General features: G+C 69.2%; 17 protein-coding genes. 8 read left to right on the top strand and 9 right to left on the bottom strand.

The window, feature by feature from the left end; translation table 11 throughout:
* Positions 1-77: 77 nt before the first annotated feature.
* The 3 genes from BLQ77_RS28795 to BLQ77_RS15955 all read right to left on the bottom strand — a co-directional run bounded on the left by BLQ77_RS28795 (position 78) and on the right by BLQ77_RS15955 (position 2,346).
* Positions 78-215, bottom strand: coding sequence for a hypothetical protein (locus BLQ77_RS28795; protein ID WP_165617135.1), 138 nt, complete (start codon positions 213-215; stop codon positions 78-80).
* A gap of 458 nt (positions 216-673) precedes the next feature.
* Complete coding sequence (locus BLQ77_RS15960; RefSeq protein WP_008884956.1) at positions 674-973, bottom strand: FtsB family cell division protein; 300 nt, start codon at positions 971-973, stop codon at positions 674-676.
* Positions 974-1,167: 194 nt separating this feature from the next.
* The gene (locus tag BLQ77_RS15955) at positions 1,168-2,346 is read right to left on the bottom strand and encodes a phosphoglycerate kinase (protein ID WP_089961003.1); all 1,179 of its coding nucleotides are present in this window, start codon (positions 2,344-2,346) and stop codon (positions 1,168-1,170) included.
* A gap of 134 nt (positions 2,347-2,480) precedes the next feature.
* Between BLQ77_RS15955 and BLQ77_RS15950 the strand changes: the two genes are divergently transcribed.
* Together BLQ77_RS15950 and BLQ77_RS15945 are read left to right on the top strand one after the other, a co-directional pair.
* On the top strand, positions 2,481-2,987 hold the full coding sequence (locus BLQ77_RS15950) for a peptidylprolyl isomerase (RefSeq protein WP_008884874.1): 507 nt from the start codon (positions 2,481-2,483) through the stop codon (positions 2,985-2,987).
* Positions 2,980-3,531 (top strand): peptidylprolyl isomerase, encoded by a 552-nt coding sequence (locus tag BLQ77_RS15945; protein ID WP_089961002.1) that lies wholly within the window; start codon positions 2,980-2,982, stop codon positions 3,529-3,531. Before BLQ77_RS15950 ends, BLQ77_RS15945 begins: the two co-directional genes overlap by 8 nt.
* Before the next feature lie 168 nt (positions 3,532-3,699).
* Here BLQ77_RS15945 and BLQ77_RS15940 read toward each other — a convergent pair whose 3' ends face one another.
* Positions 3,700-4,587 (bottom strand): GNAT family N-acetyltransferase, encoded by an 888-nt coding sequence (locus tag BLQ77_RS15940; protein ID WP_242661739.1) that lies wholly within the window; start codon positions 4,585-4,587, stop codon positions 3,700-3,702.
* Positions 4,588-4,634: 47 nt separating this feature from the next.
* On the opposite strand from BLQ77_RS15940, the gene BLQ77_RS28790 reads away from it, so the two are divergent.
* A complete protein-coding gene (locus BLQ77_RS28790) occupies positions 4,635-4,805 on the top strand; it encodes a hypothetical protein (protein ID WP_165617134.1) in 171 nt (56 codons plus the stop codon).
* A gap of 319 nt (positions 4,806-5,124) precedes the next feature.
* Here BLQ77_RS28790 and tyrS read toward each other — a convergent pair whose 3' ends face one another.
* On the bottom strand, positions 5,125-6,408 hold the full coding sequence (tyrS, locus tag BLQ77_RS15935; RefSeq protein WP_089960999.1) for a tyrosine--tRNA ligase: 1,284 nt from the start codon (positions 6,406-6,408) through the stop codon (positions 5,125-5,127).
* A gap of 97 nt (positions 6,409-6,505) precedes the next feature.
* On the opposite strand from tyrS, the gene BLQ77_RS15930 reads away from it, so the two are divergent.
* The gene (locus tag BLQ77_RS15930; RefSeq protein WP_242661750.1) at positions 6,506-7,561 is read left to right on the top strand and encodes an anhydro-N-acetylmuramic acid kinase; all 1,056 of its coding nucleotides are present in this window, start codon (positions 6,506-6,508) and stop codon (positions 7,559-7,561) included.
* Positions 7,562-7,774: 213 nt separating this feature from the next.
* Complete coding sequence (locus BLQ77_RS15925; protein ID WP_089960994.1) at positions 7,775-9,598, top strand: ABC-F family ATP-binding cassette domain-containing protein; 1,824 nt, start codon at positions 7,775-7,777, stop codon at positions 9,596-9,598.
* A 25-nt stretch (positions 9,599-9,623) separates the two neighbouring features.
* On the opposite strand, the gene BLQ77_RS15920 is transcribed toward BLQ77_RS15925, so the two are convergent.
* Complete coding sequence (locus BLQ77_RS15920) at positions 9,624-10,703, bottom strand: AbrB family protein (RefSeq protein WP_242661738.1); 1,080 nt, start codon at positions 10,701-10,703, stop codon at positions 9,624-9,626.
* 90 nt (positions 10,704-10,793) lie between these two features.
* On the opposite strand from BLQ77_RS15920, the gene BLQ77_RS15915 reads away from it, so the two are divergent.
* Positions 10,794-11,900: an acetoin utilization protein AcuC gene (locus BLQ77_RS15915; RefSeq protein WP_089960988.1), complete on the top strand. Its 1,107-nt coding sequence runs from the start codon at positions 10,794-10,796 to the stop codon at positions 11,898-11,900.
* 27 nt (positions 11,901-11,927) lie between these two features.
* Here the strand turns inward: BLQ77_RS15915 and BLQ77_RS15910 are convergent, their stop codons facing one another.
* The 3 genes from BLQ77_RS15910 to glmU form a co-directional block, all read right to left on the bottom strand.
* Positions 11,928-12,602 carry a DNA alkylation repair protein gene (locus tag BLQ77_RS15910; RefSeq protein WP_089960985.1) on the bottom strand — a complete coding sequence of 225 codons (675 nt, stop codon included), beginning with the start codon at positions 12,600-12,602 and terminating at the stop codon, positions 11,928-11,930.
* A 61-nt stretch (positions 12,603-12,663) separates the two neighbouring features.
* A complete protein-coding gene (gene glmS / locus BLQ77_RS15905) occupies positions 12,664-14,481 on the bottom strand; it encodes a glutamine--fructose-6-phosphate transaminase (isomerizing) (RefSeq protein WP_089960983.1) in 1,818 nt (605 codons plus the stop codon).
* A 5-nt stretch (positions 14,482-14,486) separates the two neighbouring features.
* Positions 14,487-15,836 (bottom strand): bifunctional UDP-N-acetylglucosamine diphosphorylase/glucosamine-1-phosphate N-acetyltransferase GlmU, encoded by a 1,350-nt coding sequence (gene glmU, locus BLQ77_RS15900; RefSeq protein ID WP_089960981.1) that lies wholly within the window; start codon positions 15,834-15,836, stop codon positions 14,487-14,489.
* Positions 15,837-15,962: 126 nt separating this feature from the next.
* On the opposite strand from glmU, the gene BLQ77_RS15895 reads away from it, so the two are divergent.
* Complete coding sequence (locus BLQ77_RS15895; protein WP_089960979.1) at positions 15,963-16,625, top strand: HAD-IA family hydrolase; 663 nt, start codon at positions 15,963-15,965, stop codon at positions 16,623-16,625.
* 118 nt (positions 16,626-16,743) lie between these two features.
* Entirely contained in the window at positions 16,744-17,937 is a 1,194-nt protein-coding gene (locus tag BLQ77_RS15890) for a DegT/DnrJ/EryC1/StrS family aminotransferase (RefSeq protein WP_089960976.1), read from the top strand.
* Positions 17,938-17,975 lie beyond the last annotated feature (38 nt).

Below are 17,975 nucleotides of genomic sequence, written 5' to 3'. Positions count from 1 at the left end.
GCCGTGGGCCCGTGACGCGGCGGGCCGCCGCGGCTGCGGGCGAACGGGACGACCCCGTGTGCCCGAGCGGAACGGGCTCAGAGATCGCAGGTGTCGCTGGACTGCTGCGTGCAGACAGGGGCCGGGGGAGTGCTGGTCTGGCTTTGGGCTGCAAACGCGCCTGATATCGCCAGCACGGCCAAGGCCGCCGCCTGTATGATGGTAATGAGTTTCATTCAACTGCCTCGCAATGGTTCATCGAGGAACCGTCTTGTTTTTGCTCGGACCGACTCGCAGCCCGGCAGAAAATCTAGTCCCGCCTGCGTTCTTTTCAATCCGGTACGACGCGGGCAGCGCCGGGTGCGGCCGAGTTTGGGCGATAGCGCGCCGAAAGCGGCGCGCAAATCGGCACGGATTGTCAGAATTCGTGAACAGACGGCACCGTGAGGCGCGAAATCGCCGCTGACAGGGCCTGTAAGCGGGCAGGGCGCGCGTAGGTTTCTCGCGGCGAGGGGGGGCGCGAAGAGCGATCTGGTCAGGGCTCCGTGCGCGCAGGAGAGGCGCTCTCTGGCGATGCGCCAGAGGACAGGGTTGAGAGAAGCCCGTGCATTGGCGCAGGCCCCGTTCCGGTCGCTGTCTTTGACGGCCTGGTTCCGCGCGTCAGCCTGATGTGATGCCCGTGTCGGTCTTCGCCTCAGCGGACGACGATCTCGTCGGCGCGCATCAGGCCGAGCACGTCGCGGGCCTGCTGGTCGAGAAGGTCGAGGTCGAGGTAATCGTCCGAAAGCCGCAGCGTCAGGTTCTCCATCCGCGCTACGTCCTTCTCGAGCTGGACGAGCTCTTCGGCGAGATGCTCGCCCTCGATCTCGATTTCCGCCCGGCGGAACAGCCCGAAATCGCCCTGCACCGCGGCAAAGACGAAATAGGCCGAAAGGCTCAGGGTGATGGCCGCGTAGATCACGATGCCGAATGGGGGATTGCGCCGTGCGCTCATGAAGGTGCGCTCTTGCCTTGCCTCGAACCCGCATCTCTGGCGGATGCGTGAGGGCGACTATGCCACAGGTGATTCGCCTTGGGAATCCCCTGCATCGCGCGCCGTGCAAAAAATTTCGTGAGGCGCCAAGGGGCTGGCCGGCGACGGGACCGGCGAAAGGCAGGCCGGGACCCGTGGCCCCGGCCCGCGATCCGTCAGCCGAGCGCCGCGACGCCGGGCAGGACCTTGCCTTCCATCCACTCGAGGAAGGCGCCGCCGGCGGTCGAGATGTAGGTGAAGTCCTCAGCGGCGCCGGCCTTGTTCAGCGCCGCAACCGTGTCGCCGCCGCCGGCGACCGAGACCAGCTTGCCGTTGGCGGTGGCCTTGGCGGCATGGGCCGCGGCGGCGTTGGTGGCCTTGTCGAAGGGCGCGATCTCGAAGGCGCCGAGCGGGCCGTTCCAGATCAGCGTCTCGGCGCGGTCGATGGCCTGCTCGACATGGGCCACGCTCTCGGGGCCGGCGTCGAGGATCATGGCGTCGGCCGGGCAGGATTCGGCCGGCACGACCTCGGAGGGGGCGTTCTCGCGGAACTCTCGGGCGACGACCACGTCACGCGGCAGCAGGATCTCACAGCCGGTGGTTGCGGCCTTCTCGGCGATCTCCTTGGCGGTGCCGGTCATCTCGTGCTCGCAGAGCGACTTGCCGACATCGACGCCTTGGGCGGCGAGGAAGGTGTTGGCCATGCCGCCGCCGATCACGAGGATGTCGACCTTCTCGACGAGGTTGCCGAGCAGCTCGAGCTTGGTCGACACCTTGGCGCCGCCGACCACGGCCAGGACCGGGCGCTTGGGCTGGCCGAGGGCCGCGTCCAGCGCCTCGAGCTCGGCCTGCATCAGCCGGCCGGCACAGGAGGGCAGCAGGTGCGCCAGTCCCTCGGTCGAGGCATGGGCGCGGTGCGCGGCCGAGAAGGCGTCGTTGCAGTAGACGTCACCGAGTGCGGCGTAGGTCTTGGCCAGCGCGGAGTCGTTCTTTTCCTCGCCGGGCTCGAAACGGGTGTTCTCGAGCAGCACCACCTGACCGGGGTCGCAGGCGTCGATCACCGCCTCGGCCTCGTCCAGCGTTGTGAAATGCACCTTGGTGCCGAAGGCGGCCTCGAGCGCGGGCACCAGCATCTTCAGCGACATCTCGGGCACGACCTTGCCCTTGGGCCGGCCGAAGTGGGCGAGAAGGACCGGCTTGCCGCCGCGCGACAGGATGTCCTGCACGGTGGGGCCGACGCGCTCGATGCGGGTGGCATCCGTCACCTCGCCGTTTTCGACGGGCACGTTGATGTCGACACGGGTGAGCACGCGCTTACCGTTGAGGTCCATGTCGTCGAGGGTCTTCCAGGCCATTTTGTCCTCCTGTCTCTTCCTGCGCCAAGGTCTGCCCCGAAGGACCGGCCGCGTCAATGCGCGCTGCGCTTGGCAAAGTGGCGGGGGGGGATTAAGTCAGGGGCAACGTATTTCGAATGCATCAGGAGTGTAAGATGGCTGAAATCAAGGATCCGGAGAATACCATCATCATGGAGCTCAAGGACGGGACCGTCGTCATCGAGCTGCTGCCGGACGTCGCACCCAAGCACGTGGAGCGCATGAAGGAGCTGGCGCGCGCCGGCTCTTATGACAACGTCGCCTTCCATCGCGTCATCGACGGCTTCATGGCGCAGACCGGCGACGTGCAGCACGGCAACATGGAAGAGGGCTTCAACCTCGGCCGCGCCGGCACCGGCGGCTCGGACCTGCCCGACCTTCCGGCGGAATTCTCCAAGCTGCCGCACGACCGCGGCACGCTGGGCGCTGCCCGCTCGATGAACCCGAACTCGGCGAACTCGCAGTTCTTCATCAACTTCAAGGACAACCATTTCCTCAACGGCCAGTACACCGTCTACGGCCGGGTGATCGAGGGCATGGCCCACGTGGACGCGATCGTGCGCGGCGAGCCGCCCGCGAGCCCGGACCGCATGGTCAGCGTGAAGGTGGCCGCGGATGCGTAACCTTGTCGCAGCCGCGCTGTGCGTCCTGGCGGCGCCGCTGTCCGCGGCTGGTCTCGACGTCACGGTGAAGGGCGAGGGGGCCAACGGCACCTTTCACATCGAGCTGTTCGACGACGTGGCCCCGGGGCACGTGAAGCAGATCACCGCGCTGGCGGAGCAGGGCGCCTATGACGGCATTGTGTTCCACCGGGTGATCGACGGCTTCATGGCCCAGACCGGGGACGTGGAGTTCGGCAAGATCGGCTCTGACATGCGCATGGCGGGCATGGGCGGGTCGGACCTGCCGGACCTCAAGGCGGAGTTCTCGGACAAGAGCTTCGACCGCGGCGTCGTCGGCATGGCGCGCTCGCAGAACCCGAACTCGGCCAACTCGCAGTTCTTCATCATGTTCTCGCCAGCACCGCATCTGGACGGCCAGTACACGGTGGTGGGCGAGGTGACGCGCGGCATGGACGTTGTCGATGCCATCAAGCGCGGCACCGGTCGCAATGGCGCGGTGATCGGGCTGCCCGACCAGATGGTGTCGGTCAAGGTCACCGACTGAGGCCGTCCCCTGCCGGTGCGCGCCCTGCCGGGCGCGCGCTGGTTCGAGCCTCCCGCCGCCTTCGGCGCGGGATGCCGTTTCAGGAGGGCGTTGCCCTCCTCTTGCCCCGGCGGTGCCGGGGCAATTCACCTCCCCACCGGGAAATCTGGCAGGACGGGGCGCGCAGGTTCAGGCCGCGAGCGCCGTGGGCAGGTGGCGTGCGAAGGGGGCGAGCGTGCCCATGTGCAGCCATGTGCCGCCGAGCCGGTGCGGCGCGGCCCCGGTGCCGAGCTTGAAGCGGGTGAGGCCGGGCGCGTCGTCGGAATTCAGGATGCCGAGGTCGAGCCGGTCGTGGTGCTGGCGGGCGAGCCAGCGCATCGCCTCCCACAAGAGTGCGTTCATGGCGTTGAGCCGGCGGCCCTCGGGCAGGGTGACGCCCATCTGCCAGGTCGCGACGCGGCCGTGGCGAAGGACCGCGATGGCGGCCACCGGATCGCCGCCGTGGCGGGCTTCCCAGATCACCGCCTTGCCCGGGTTGCAGCGCGCGTAGGCCGCGACGAGCCCCGCGGGCAGGGCGCGGTAGCGGCGCTGACGGGCCTGCCGGGCCTCGGCATCGAGCAGCCAGTGGTCGCAGCCCAGCGTGTGGCGGGTGATCCGAAGCGGCGCCTCGGAGCTGCGGTTGAGGCGGTTGCGCCACTTCTGCTGCATGGCGGCGCGCATGCACGCCTCGTCACCCAGCAGCAGGATCGCCACCGTGGCAGGCGTCACCAACGGCCAGAAGCCCGCAGCGCGCAGGGCGACCGCGTCGGGGCCGTCGGCATTGAGCAGGAGCGGGGTGACACGGCGGTTGCGGCAGAGCGGCAGCCAGTCTTCGGGCAGGGCCGGCGTGCGGGTCACCGGGCCGCGGGACAGCAGGTCGACTTGGCCAATGAGGGGCAGGCGGCGGGACTGGATTTGCCAGCGCATCTCGGGCGCGAGGGAGGGGCCGGTGAAGCCGCAGCGCACCGGCACCCCAAGGGCGGAGAGGGTCGCCGCGAACTCGGGCGATTGCGGCAGGGGGAGCGGGAGCGATTCCATGATCCAGATTAAGGATTGCGAAAGTGAATCCGTGGTTAACTCTGCGCATGGCACAGATTCATCCCCCACGTCGTCAAGACGCCCTGCGCCGAGAGGCGCCCCGTTCCATCGCCGCAGTCGCTCCGCGGCCGAAACCCACCGCCGCGGCGGCGCTCCTGCTCGCCACGGCGCTGTCGCTGCCCTTCGCCGGTCTCGCGCTGCTGCAACTGCTGTTCTGAGCGATCGGCTGGGCCGGAGGGCTTTGGGAGCACCTCTGTTGGCGTTGCCCCTGCGGGTCGGTGGACCCGTTGAAATGGATCGGTCAGCGCCGGCGGATCGGCGTGGTGCAACGTTCGGGGCTGAGCGTGGTCTGTTGCGGCGCATCGGTTGTGTATTGCCGGCCTCGCTGCGCCCGACCGGTCGGAGTGTGCCGCGCACGATCCCCGACGCCGCCGTGATCGCTGCAAATGCGCCGCACGAGGCATGTCGTCGGAGGCGCAAGCAACACCTCCGCCGTCCGAAGCGCCCCGGAGACCCGGGGTGCCCGCCTTCAGACCATCAGGCCAGCTTCACCAGCGCGTGGCGCTTCTTGCCCGCCGAGAGCTTGACGTAATCCGTGAGGTCATCCGCCTTGATGAACGGGAAAGCGGCTTTGACCGGCACATCGTTCACCAGGGCGCCGTTCTCGGAAATCAGCCGCTTTGCGTCCTTCCCGGATTTCGCCAGCTTCGCACCGACGAAGATATTCGCCGCGGCGCAATACATGCCGGGCTCCTGCGCCTCGACCACGTCCGCCGGAAGCAGGGGGATGTCGCTGAGATCGAACCGGGGCAGGTCGTCACCGATGCCGCCCTTCTCGAAGACCTCGCGGGCGGTGGCCTCGGCTGCCGCCGCCGCATCGGCGCCGTGGCAGAGCGTCGTCACCTCGTTGGCGAGGATGATCTTCGCCGCGTTGATCTCGGATCCGCCAAGCGCCCCCAGCCGTTCGCATTCCTCGAGCGGCAGCTCGGTGTAGAGCTTCAGGAACCGGCCCACGTCGGCGTCGGTGGTGTTGCGCCAGAACTGCCAGAAATCGTAGGGGCTCAGCATGTCGGCGTTGAGCCACATGGCGCCGCCCTGGCTCTTGCCCATCTTGCGGCCATCCGAGGTGGTCAGCAGCGGCGATGTCAGGCCGTAGATCTCGTGATCGAGCACCCGGCGCGTGAGGTCGATGCCGTTGATGATGTTGCCCCACTGGTCCGAGCCGCCCATCTGCAGCAGGCAGCCGTAGCGGCGGTTCAGCTCGAGGAAGTCGTAGGCCTGCAGGATCATGTAGTTGAACTCGAGGAACGACAGCGACTGCTCACGGTCGAGGCGCGATTTCACGCTCTCGAAGGACAGCATCCGGTTCACCGAGAAATGCCGGCCGATGTAGCGCAGGAACTCGAGGTAGTTGAGCCCGTCGAGCCATTCCGCGTTGTTGAGCATCAGCGCCGGTGCCTCGGCCCGGTCGTAGTCGAGGTACTTGGCGAAGACCTGCTGCATGCCCCGAATGTTGGCGTCGATCTGCTCGGGTCCAAGCAGCGGGCGCTCGTCCGAGCGGAACGAGGGGTCGCCCACCTTGGTGGTGCCGCCGCCCATGAGCGTGATCGGCTGGTGGCCGGTCTTCTGCAGCCAGCGCAGCATCATGATGTTCAGCAGGTGGCCCACATGCAGCGACTTCGCCGTTGCGTCATAGCCGATATAGGCGGTGACCACGCCCTTGCTCAGCGCCTCGTCGAGGCCCTGGTAATCGGTGCAGTCGGCAAGATAGCCGCGCTCGATCATGACGCGCATGAAGTCCGATTTGGGATGGTAGGTCATCGCTCTTGCCTCTTATAGTCCGCAGGTTCCTATAAGCGCGGGGCGAGCAGAGGTGAAGGACAAGTTGAAGGGTGCGCCGCTGTGGGCGCTCGGGGCGATGTCGGGAACATCGCTCGACGGGGTCGACGCGGCAATGGTGCAGACCGACGGGCAGCGGATCCTGGCCTTCGGCGAAAGCGGCTACCGGCCCTACACGGCACCGGAGCGGACGGCGCTGAAGGCGGCGCTGGGGCGCTGGCCGGGCGAGGACACGAGGGCCGCACTCGAGGTGGTGCAGGGCGCACATGCAGAGCTGCTCGCGGGCTTTCCGCAGGCGGAGCTGGTCGGGTTCCACGGCCAGACGCTGGCGCATGAGCCGCGCGGCCGGGGCACGCACCAGCTGGGCGACGGCGACGCGCTGGCCAGAGCGCTCTGCCGCGACGTGGTCTGGGATTTCCGCTCGGCAGACGTGGCGCTCGGCGGTGAGGGCGCGCCGCTGGCGCCGTTCTTCCACTTCGCCTGCGCGAAATGGATCGGCGCCACGGCGCCCGTGGCCTTCCTGAACCTCGGCGGCGTCGGCAACCTGACCTGGATCGACCCTTCGAAATCCGCGCCCGAAGACGAAGGCGCGCTGCTCGCCTTCGACACCGGCCCCGCCAACGCCCCGCTCAACGACCTCGTGGCCGAGCGGCTGGGGCTCGACTGCGACCGCGACGGCGCGCTGGCAGCAAAGGGCGCGGTGGTCGACGGTGCGCTCGAACTCTTCCTCGAAGAGACCTACTTCCGCAAGATGCCTCCCAAGTCTCTGGACCGGGACGATTTCTCGCTGATGATGGAGCTGGTGCGCGAGCTCTCCGACGCGGATGCCGCCGCGACCATGACCGCCATGGCCGCCACCGCGGTGATGCTGGGCATGGAGCATTGCCCAGGCCCGCCCGAGCGGGTGCTGGTCACCGGTGGCGGGCGCCACAACCCGGTGATGATGGCAATGCTGGCGGCGGGGCTCGATTGCGAGGTCGCGCCGGTCGAGTCCGTGGGGCTCGATGGCGACATGCTCGAGGCGCAGGCCTTCGCCTATCTCGCGGTGCGGGTGCTGCGCGGCCTGCCGACCTCGGCGCCGGGCACCACCGGCGTCGCGGCGGCGGTGAGCGGCGGGCAGATCTCTCGGGTCTGAACCGCCGCACGTGATCGCCCCCGGTGCCCGCGCCCGGAGCGCCTCCTGCACATCTGCGCCCGACACCCCGCGAAACATCGGAAGACCGGCACCACGCCCCGTCTTCCAATGGCCAAAAATATCCCGGGGGAGGCCGCGTCAGCGGACGGGGGCAGCGCCCCCAACGGCGGTTGCCACTTGACGCCGCACGCCGCGCAAAATAGCGCATCGGCCATGGCACAGGCACCCCTTCTCCAGCTCACCGACATCTCGCTCACATTCGGGGGCGATCCCGTCTTCTCCGGCCTCTCGCTCAACGTTCAGCCCGGCGACCGCGTCGCGCTGGTGGGGCGCAACGGCTCGGGCAAATCGACGCTCATGAAGGTGATGGCGGGGCTGGTCGAGCCCGACACCGGCGCCCGCGTCGTGCCCTCGGGCACCTCGGTCGGCTACATGGAGCAGGAGCCCGACCTGACCGGCTTCGCCACGCTCGGCGACTACGCCGCCGAGGGCCTCGGTCCGGCCGAGATGTATCTCGTCGAGGCGGCCGGGCAGGGGCTCGGCTTCGACCCCGAGCGCGCGGTCGAGACCGCCTCGGGCGGCGAGCGCCGGCGCGCGGCGCTGGCCCGGCTGATGGCGCAGGATCCGGACGTGATGCTGCTCGACGAGCCGACCAACCACCTCGACATCGCCGCCATCCAGTGGCTCGAAACCGAACTCAAGGGCACCCGCAAGGCCTTCGTGCTGATCAGCCACGACCGCCGCTTCCTCGAGGAGCTCACCCGCGCCACGCTCTGGATCGACCGCGGCGCCGTGCGCCGGCAGGAACAGGGCTTCAGGGGCTTCGAGGACTGGCGCGACAAGATCTGGGCCGAGGAAGACGACGCCCGCCACAAGCTCGACCGCAAGATCAAGTCCGAGGCCAAGTGGGCGGTCGAGGGCATCTCGGCCCGCCGCACCCGCAACCAGGGCCGGCTCCGCGCGCTGAGGGCACTGCGGCAGGAACGCTCCGGCATGATCCGCCGGCAGGGCGCCGCCGCGATGGAGCTCGCCTCGGCGCCGACCTCGGGCAAGAAGGTCATCGAGGCGGTGAAGCTCTCCAAGAGCTTCGGCGACAAGCAGATCCTGCGCGACTTCAGCCTGACCGTGCAGCGCGGCGACCGGGTGGCGCTGGTGGGGCCGAACGGCACCGGCAAGACCACCCTCATCCGCATGCTGCTGGGGGAGATCGCCCCCGACGAGGGCACCGTGAAGCTCGGCACCAACCTGCAGGTCTCGGTCTTCGACCAGACCCGCGCCCAGCTCGATCCGGACATGAGCCTCTGGGAAAGCCTCACCGGCGACAAGGAGATGCGCGTCTCGGGCAAGGCCGACCAGGTGCTGGTCCGCGGCGAGCCCAAGCACGTGGTGGGCTACCTCAAGGAATTCCTCTTCGACGAGCGGCAGGCCCGTGCGCCGGTGCGCTCGCTCTCGGGCGGCGAGAAGGCGCGGCTGCTGCTGGCCAAACTGATGGCGCGGGAATCGAACCTGCTGGTGCTCGACGAACCGACCAACGATCTCGACGTCGAGACGCTCGACCTGCTGCAGGACCTGCTGGGCGAATACGACGGCACCGTGCTGATCGTCAGCCACGACCGCGACTTCCTCGACCGCATCGCCACCACCACCGTGGCGATGGAGGGTGACGGCCGCGCGCTGGTCTATGCCGGCGGCTGGAGCGACTACCAGGCGCAGCGCGCCGAGACCCAGCCCGCTGCGGCGCCCGAAGCGAAGTCCGCGAAACCCGCGCGCGAGGCCCCGAAACCCGAGGCGGCCGCCGCCAAACCCCGGGACGGGCTCAGCTTCACCGAGAAGCACCGGCTTGAGGAACTGCCGGGCGTCATCGAGCGGCTCGAGGCCGAGATCGGCAAGCTCGAGCAGCTGCTCGCGGACCCCGAGCTTTTCACCCGCGAGCCGGTGAAGTTCCGCAAGGCCACCGAGGCGCTGACCGAGCGGCAGGAGAAGCTCTCCGCCGCCGAGGAGGAATGGCTGGTGCTCGAAGAGAAGGCCGGGGGCTGACCCCGGGTCACCCTGCGGCGCGGGATCACTCTGCGTCGAGCTTCATGCCCTTTTCGGCAAGGCTCATGAACCCCACGGTGAGCAGGATCCGCACCACGTGGTGCAGGCTCACCAGCGCCGGGTTCATCGCGAGCCCGAGCGCGATCACCGACATCTCGGTGACGCCGCCCGGCGCGTAGGAGATCAGCAGGTGCAGGAACGGCAGCCCCGTGACCTGCGCCAGCGCCAGCGCGAAGCCCGCGCCCAGCAGCAGCATCCAGCCCCCCGACACCAGGCTCATGCCGAGCGAGCGGCGCAGCATCGCCGCCGACATGCCGGTGAAGCGCAGCCCCAGCGAGACGCCCACCACGACCTGCGCCACGGCGATCAGCCAGAACGGCAGGTGCAGGTCCACCGCGCCGGTCAGGGTGATCGCCGCCGAGAGCAGGAGCGGCCCGGTGATCTGCCCGGCGGGCAGGCGGATCAGCCCGGCGATCCCGAGACCGGCCAGCGCCGCCAGAACGATGAGCCCGAGCCCCAGCAGCGGCACCGGGGCTGCCGCGCCCGTGGTGATCCCGGCGGCGCTGCCGACCGGGTGGCCGAGCCAGAGCGACAGAGCCGTCGGCAGCACGGTGATCACGATGATGATGCGCAGGAACTGCTGGGCGGTGAGCAGCGCAAGGTCGGCACCGGCGCGCTCGCCCATCACGAGGCTCTCCATCAGCCCGCCGGGGGTGCCGGCGAAATAGGCGGTGGCCTTGCTATAGCCGCCGAGCCTGCGGAAGATCTGGTAGTTGCCCGCATGGGCCAGCGCCACGAACACCGACAGTGCCGCGAGCGAGATCGCCACGCCGCCAAGCTCGTTGATCATGTCGGGCCGCACTTGCGTGCCGATCATCACCCCGATGAGCCCGATGAAGAGCGTGCGGAACTTCAGCGGAAAGCGGTAGTCGCGCAGCGTGCCGTGCTGAAACAGCGCCACGGCCGCCGCCGCGCTGGCGAGGCTGCCGAGCATGAAGGGCATCGGCAGGTGCAGCGCCTGCGCGAGCAGCCCGCCAATCCCGCCGAGCACGAGCAGCGCCGTGGTGAGCCAGATCATCCGAAGGGTGAGGGTCGTTCCATACATGCGCGCGAGACAACATCAACCGCAGGGAATGTGCAACGGGCTCCCGTTGTTGCGCTTTTCGTCGGCGGCTTGGCGTCCTAGATAGGGCACATGCAGCGCGCGCTCTTCATTGGCTCCGAGATCTACCGTGGCTCGCGCTACGGCATTCGTCACCCGCTCTCGATCGAGCGCGTGCCCGCCGCCATCGACCTTGCCCGTGCGCTCGGCCTGCTGCCCTCGGCGCTCTACCGCACCAGCCCGCGCGCCCGTGCGGCGGCGCTGACCGCCTTTCACACGCCCGCCTATGTGGCGGCGCTCGAGGCGGCGGAGCGCGAGGGCGCGGTCTCGCCCGAGATCCGCGAGAGGCACGGGCTGGGGACGCTGTCTAACCCGGTCTTCCCCGAGATGTTCCGCCGCCCCGCCACCGCCGTGGGCGGCGGGCTGCTCGCGGCCGAGCTGGTGATGTCGGGGCAGGCGCGGGCGGTGCACAATCTCGGCGGGGGCACGCACCACGCCTTCGCCGACCGCGCCAGCGGCTTCTGCTTCCTGAACGAGCCGGTGCTGACCATCCTGCATCTGCTGCGGCTCGGCGCGCGCCGCGTCGTCTATGTCGACATCGACGCCCATCATGGCGACGGTGTCGAATACGCCTTCCACGGCTCCGAGCAGGTACGCACGATTTCGGTGCACGAGGACCGCCGCTGGCCCTTCACCGGTGCGGTTGCGGACGACGGCGATGGCGCGGCCTTCAACCTGCCGGTGCCGCGCGGCTTCAACGACAGCGAATTTGCGCTGGTGCTCGAGCGGCTGATCCTGCCTGCGGTCGGGCGTTTCGAGCCGGACGTAGTCTTCCTGCAATGCGGCTCGGACGCGCTGACCGAGGACCCGCTGTCGCGCCTCGCGCTGTCGAACAACAGCCATTTCCGCGCGGTCTCGGCGCTCTTCGACCTCGCGCCCCGGCTCATCGTTTCGGGCGGAGGCGGCTACAACCCGTGGACCGTGGCGCGCTGCTGGGCGGGGGTCTGGGGCACGCTCTCGGGGCAGGAGCTGCCCGACCAGCTGACCGAGGGCGCCGCGCGCCATCTGGCGGGGCTCACCTGGGCCCGCAAGGGGCGGCCGTCGCCCGAGCTCTTGACCTCTCTGCGCGACGCCCCGCGCGAGGGCCCGGTGCGGGACGAGATCCGCGGCGCCATCGGCATTCTGCGCCAGCGCCTCTGAGGCGACTTCGGGACCCCCCGAAATGCCTCAGAGGTATTTCGAGGCTTCCCGAAGCGCGAAGGGCTTCAGCCCCGCGCCATGGCTGTCGAGAAAGGCGCGGGCGCGGGCCGCGTCATGCTTTGAAAGGTCGCGGATCCACCAGCCGACGGCCTTCTGGATAAACCACTCTCTGTCCGGGACATAGCCCGCCGCCCAGCCGAGCACCCGGTCGCGGATCGCGAGATCGGCCTCGGAGGGGAAGTTCATCTTGGCCCAGGGCAGGGTGATGACCAGCGCCGCCCGCCGGGTCCAGAGATGCGGGCTCTCGGTCCAGCCCGCCACCTGCTCGATCCGCGCAGGGTCCGCCACGAGGCGCCGTTGCCCGGCGAGGCAGGCATGGTCGGCGATGGCCCAGCTGTCGAACTCGGGCACCCACGACGCGATCAGCGCCCAGACCCCGTCGTCGGGCCGGATCCGCGCCTGCGTCAGAAGCTTGGCGGCGGCGAGGCGTGCTTCGAAGACGTCGCTCTCCCACAGGCCCCGCGCCAGCTCGACCCGAGCATCCACCGGCAGCGCCTGCCGCCAGTCCCGCGCGAGGTCGTTCAGCACCGGGTTGGGCACGCCGAGATAGCGCCGCGCCACCTTGTGGTAGGCGCGCATCTCCTCGGCGCGGCCGGGTTCCGCATGGGACGCGATCTCGTCCAGCGCGGCCTTGGGCGTCACGCGCGGGCCCTTTCCTGCGTCGCCCAAGACGCGCGGCCCCTCACGGGCCAGAGCGCAGAGGTCATTCCACCGTCACCGATTTCGCGAGGTTGCGCGGCTGGTCGACGTCGGTGCCCTTGGCGACGGCGGCATGGTAGGCGATGAGCTGCGCCGGCAGCGCGTAGAGCAGCGGCGCCAGCCGTTCGTCCACCGCAGGCAGGGTGATGACCTGCGCCACGCCCTCGCCGGCCTCGGCGGCACCCGCCGCGTCGGTCACCAGACAGACCTTGCCGCCGCGCGCCATCACCTCCTGCATGTTCGACACGGTCTTGTCGAAGAGCGAGTCATGCGGCGCCATGACGATCACCGGCACGGTCTTGTCGATCAGGGCGATGGGCCCGTGCTTGAGCTCGCCGGACGCATAAGCTTCGGCATGGATATAGCTGATTTCTTTGAGTTTAAGCGCGCCTTCCAGCGCGAGAGGATACATCATGCCGCGGCCGAGGAACAACACGTCGCGGGCCTCGGAGATGCGCAGCGCCGCGCGCTCGATGGCCGGATCCCGGTCAAGCGCGGCATTGAAGAGCCCTGGCAACCCGCGCAGCTGCGACAGCAGCTCCTTGCGGTCGGCAGGCGCCATCTCTCCGCGCTGCGAGGCGGCCTCGATGGCCAGCAGCAGCAGCACGTTGAGCTGGCAGGTAAAGGCCTTGGTGGAGGCGACGCCCACCTCGACCCCGGCGTGGATCGGCAGGGCGAGGTCGCTCTCGCGGGCGATGGAGCTGGTGTCGACGTTGACCACCGAGACGATGCTGTCGGCCTTGTCGCGGCAGTAGCGCAGGGCCGCGAGCGTGTCTGCGGTCTCGCCGGACTGGCTCACGAAGATCGCCGTGGTGCCGGGCACCACCGGCGGCTCGCGGTAGCGGAACTCGGAGGCGATATCGACCTCCACGGGCAGACGGGCGAGCTTCTCGAACCAGTATTTCGCCGTGAGACAGGCGTAGAACGCGGTTCCGCAGGCGACCATGGTCAGCCGGTCGATCTTGGTGAAATCAATGCCTTGCGAGGGGAACCTGATGTTATCCCCGTCGAGATAGGCGGACAGGGCATCGGCCAGAACCGTGGGCTGCTCGGCGATTTCCTTGGCCATGAAGTGCTTGTAGCCGGCCTTGTCGATGCGCGCCGCGTCCATGCGGATCTTGCGGGCATCTCGGTTCACCCGGCGGTTCTCCATGTCGAAGATCTCGGCGCCCTTGCGGGTAATGACCGCCCAGTCGCCTTCCTCGAGATAGGTGATGGTGTCGGTCATAGGCGCCAGCGCGATGGCGTCCGAGCCCACGAACATCTCGCCGTCCCCGTGGCCGATGGCCAGCGGCGAGCCCTTGCGGGCGGCGATGATCAGGTCCTCTTCGCCGTCGAAGAGGAAGGCCAGCGCGAAGGCACCCTCGAGCCGGGCCAGCGTGGCGCGCGCGGCCTCGACCGGGGTCTTGCCCTCTTCGAGATAGAGCCGGGCCAACATCGACACGGTCTCGCTGTCGGTGTCGGTCTCGGGCTGGTGGCCCTTCTTGGCGAGCTCGCAGCGCAGCTCGCGAAAGTTCTCGATGATGCCATTGTGCACCACCGCCACGGGCCCCGAGCGGTGCGGGTGGGCGTTCTTCTCGTTGGGCTCGCCATGGGTCGCCCAGCGGGTGTGGCCGATGCCCGACTTGCCGGGGAGCGGCTCGTGCACGAGCCGGTCCGAGAGGTTCACCAGCTTGCCCACGGCGCGGCGCCGGTCGAGCTTGCCGCCGTTGATCGTGGCGATCCCGGCGCTGTCATAGCCACGGTACTCGAGCCGCCGCAGCGCCTCGACCAGAATGGGGGACGCCTCGTGGTTGCCCAGCACGCCTACAATTCCGCACATGCCTGTCAGTCCTTCTTCTGGGTGGCTTTCTTCGCCCGCAGCATCTCGAAGAGCTTGGTGGCGAAGCCTGGCTTGTCGACCTGTTTGGCCCGACCCAGCGCCAGCGCGCCGGGGGCGACATCGGAGGTGATGACCGAGCCCGAGCCGGTCATGGCGCCGTCGCCGATGGTCACCGGGGCCACCAGCATCGTGTCGGAGCCGATGAAGGCATTCTTCCCGATGGTGGTGCGGTGCTTGAACACGCCATCGTAGTTACAGGTGATGGTGCCCGCGCCGATGTTGGTGCCCTCGCCGATGTCGGCATCGCCGAGATAGGTCAGGTGGTTGGCCTTGGCGCCTTCGCCGAGATAGGCGTTCTTGATCTCGACGAAATTGCCGACATGGGTGTCCTCGGCCAGCTCGGCGCCGGGCCGCAGCCGGGCGAAGGGGCCGACGATGGCGCCGCGGCTGACGTGGCAGCCCTCGAGATGGCTGAAGGCGCGGATGCGGGCGCCGCTCTCGATGGTGACGCCGGATCCGAAGATGACGTTGGGCTCGACCTCGGCGTCGCGGCCGATCACCGTGTCCCAGGCGAGGTAGACCGTCTCGGGGGCGTGGAAGGTCACGCCGTCCTCCATCATCCGCGCCCGTGCGGAGCGCTGGAACGAGGCCTCGGCGCCCGCAAGCTCGGCGCGCGAGTTGACGCCCAGGGTCTCGGCCTCGGCGCAATGCACCACGCCCGCAGACAGCCCGCGCTCGCGGGCGATGGCGACGATGTCGGGGAGGTAGTATTCGCCCGCCGCGTTGTCGTTGCCCACCGCCTCGATCAGCGAGAAGAGCGTGCGCGCGTCGGCGGCCACCACCCCGGAGTTGCAGAGCGTGATGGCCCGCTCCTCGTCGGTGGCATCCTTGAACTCGACGATGCGCAGGAGCGCGTCGCCCTCGGTCACCAGCCGGCCGTAGCGGCCCGGATCGGCGGCCTCGAAGCCCAGCACCACCACGTCATGGCTGGCGCGCGCCCGGGCCATGGCCTCGAGCGTGTCCTGGCTGATGAAGGGCGTGTCGCCGTAGAGCACGATGGCGTCGCCGTCGAACTCCGCCAGCTCGGGCGCCGCCTGCGCCACCGCGTGGGCGGTGCCGAGCTGTTCGCCCTGCAGCACGACGCGGGCCTCGGGGTCGTAATCCTGCGCCGAGGCGGTGACCATTTCGGCCTCATGCCCGGCGACGACGACGACGCGCGCCGGTTCCAGCGCCTGTCCCGCGCGCATGGCGTGCCAGAGCATCGGGGCGTGGGCGATGCGGTGCAGGACCTTGGGAAGGTCGGACTCCATGCGGGTGCCCTTTCCCGCTGCAAGGATGATGAGGGCGATGCTCATGCCGGTTTCTCGTTTGTTTTCTGCCTTGGCCCGTTTTATCCGGTCAGGGAAAAGGGGCAAGGTCGCAGGCTTCACGTTGGATTTCGCCGTGTGACAGGAAAACGGGCAAGACAAAAGGGGCAGGGCATGAAGACGGTGATCTTCGATCTCGACGGAACGCTGGCGGACACCAGCGCAGATCTCATCGCATCGGCGAACTGGTGCTTCGAGCGCATGGGGCTGGCCGAGCGGCTGGATCCGGTGACCGACGCCGCCACGGCGTTTCGCGGGGCGCGGGCGATGCTGACGCTGGGCATGCAGCGGGCGGGTGCCTTCGACGCAGAGCGGGTCGAGGAATGGTATCCGCGGCTGCTCACCGCCTATGGCGACGCGATCTGCGAGGAGACGGCGCTCTATCCCGGCGCGGTCGAGGCGATTGAGGCGCTGCGCGGGCAGGGCATCCGTGTCGGCATCTGCACCAACAAGCCCGAAGGGCTGGCCGAAGAGCTGCTGCGCCGGCTGGGCGTGCGCGACATGTTCGCGGCCCTGGTGGGCGCCGACACGCTGCCCGTGCGCAAGCCCGACGCGCGGCCCTATGTCGAGACCGTGGCCCGTGTCGGCGGCGCGCTGCGGCAGAGCCTGCTGGTGGGCGACACCGACACCGACCGCAAGACCGCAGCGGCGGCGGGGGTGCCCTGCATCCTCGTCACCTTCGGACCGACCGGCGAGGCGGTGCGCGCGCTGGCCCCCGAGGGGCTCATCGGCCATTTCGACGGGCTCGGGCCCGAGGTCGCGCGGTTGCTCGGCTGAGCACCCGTCGGGCAGGCGTCGCGCGCTGACCCTGCCTGCCCGACTCTGCCTGCCCGAGTGCGCTTGCCTGCCCCCTCGGGGCATTGACGCCGCCCGCGGCGCGGCGCAAGAAAGACCCATGACAGAGCGGTTCACCGGCAATTTCACCCAGCAGGAGCCTATCCCCGACGCGGGGATCGAGGCCGCACTTTCGGTTCTGCGTCACGGGCGGCTGCACCGCTACAACGTGGCGGCCGGAGAGCTGTCGGAGACGGCGCTTCTCGAGCAGGAATTCGCCGCCGCCACCGGCGCACGCTTCGCGCTGGCGGTGGCCTCGGGCGGCTATGCGCTTGGCTGCGCGCTGCGGGCAGTGGGCGTGGGGCCCGGCGACCGGGTGCTGACCAACGCCTTCACGCTGGCGCCCGTGCCCGGCGCCATCGCCTCGGTGGGGGCGGTGCCGGTCTTCGTCGAGGTCACCGAGTCGCTGGTCATCGACCTCGACGATCTCGCGGCCAAGCTCGACGGCGCCAAGGCGCTGATGCTGAGCCACATGCGCGGCCACCTCTGCGACATGGACCGGCTGATGGCGCTTTGCGATGCGGGGGGGGTCGTGGTGATCGAGGATTGCGCCCACACCATGGGCGCCGCCTGGGACGGCGTGCCCTCGGGGCGGCACGGCGCGGTGGGGTGCTACTCGACGCAGACCTACAAGCACATGAACTCGGGCGAGGGCGGTCTCCTCGTCACCGATGACGAGGAGATCGCGGCGCGTGCGGTGATCCTCTCGGGCTCCTACATGCTTTACGAACGCCATCTCGCGGCGCCTGGTCCCGAGGTCTTTGAGCGGGTGAAATACCACACGCCCAACGTCTCGGGCCGCATGGACAACCTGCGCGCGGCGATCCTGCGCCCGCAGCTTGCGCTGCTCGACGACCAGGTGCGCCGCTGGAATGAGCGCTACCGCGTGGTCGAGGACGGGCTGCGCGACACGCCCGGGCTGACCGTGGTCGAGCGTCACGAGAAGGAGACCTACGTGGGCTCCTCGCTGCAGTTCCTGCTGCTCGACTGGGCGCCAGACCTGGTGCAGGAGGCGCTTGCCCGCTGCGCCGACCGTGGCGTCGAGCTCAAGTGGTTCGGCGGCGCCGAGCCGGTGGCCTTCACCTCGCGCTACGATTCCTGGCGCTACGCCGAAAGCGTGCCGATGCCGGCGTCGGACCGGATCCTTGCGGGCATCGTCGACATGCGCCTGCCGCTGACCTTCAGCCTCGAGGACTGCGCCCAGATCGCGCGTATCGTGCGGGCCGAGGTCTCGGCGGTGTGGCAGCAGGGCTGACGCCCCCCCCGACCTTGACACGGCTGGAAGCGCGCGCG

The organism is Salipiger thiooxidans (genome assembly GCF_900102075.1).
GTDB classification, from domain to species: Bacteria; Pseudomonadota; Alphaproteobacteria; order Rhodobacterales; family Rhodobacteraceae; genus Salipiger; species Salipiger thiooxidans.
Note: the sequence above shows the minus strand (reverse complement) of the source record. Positions and strands in the feature narration are given on the sequence as shown.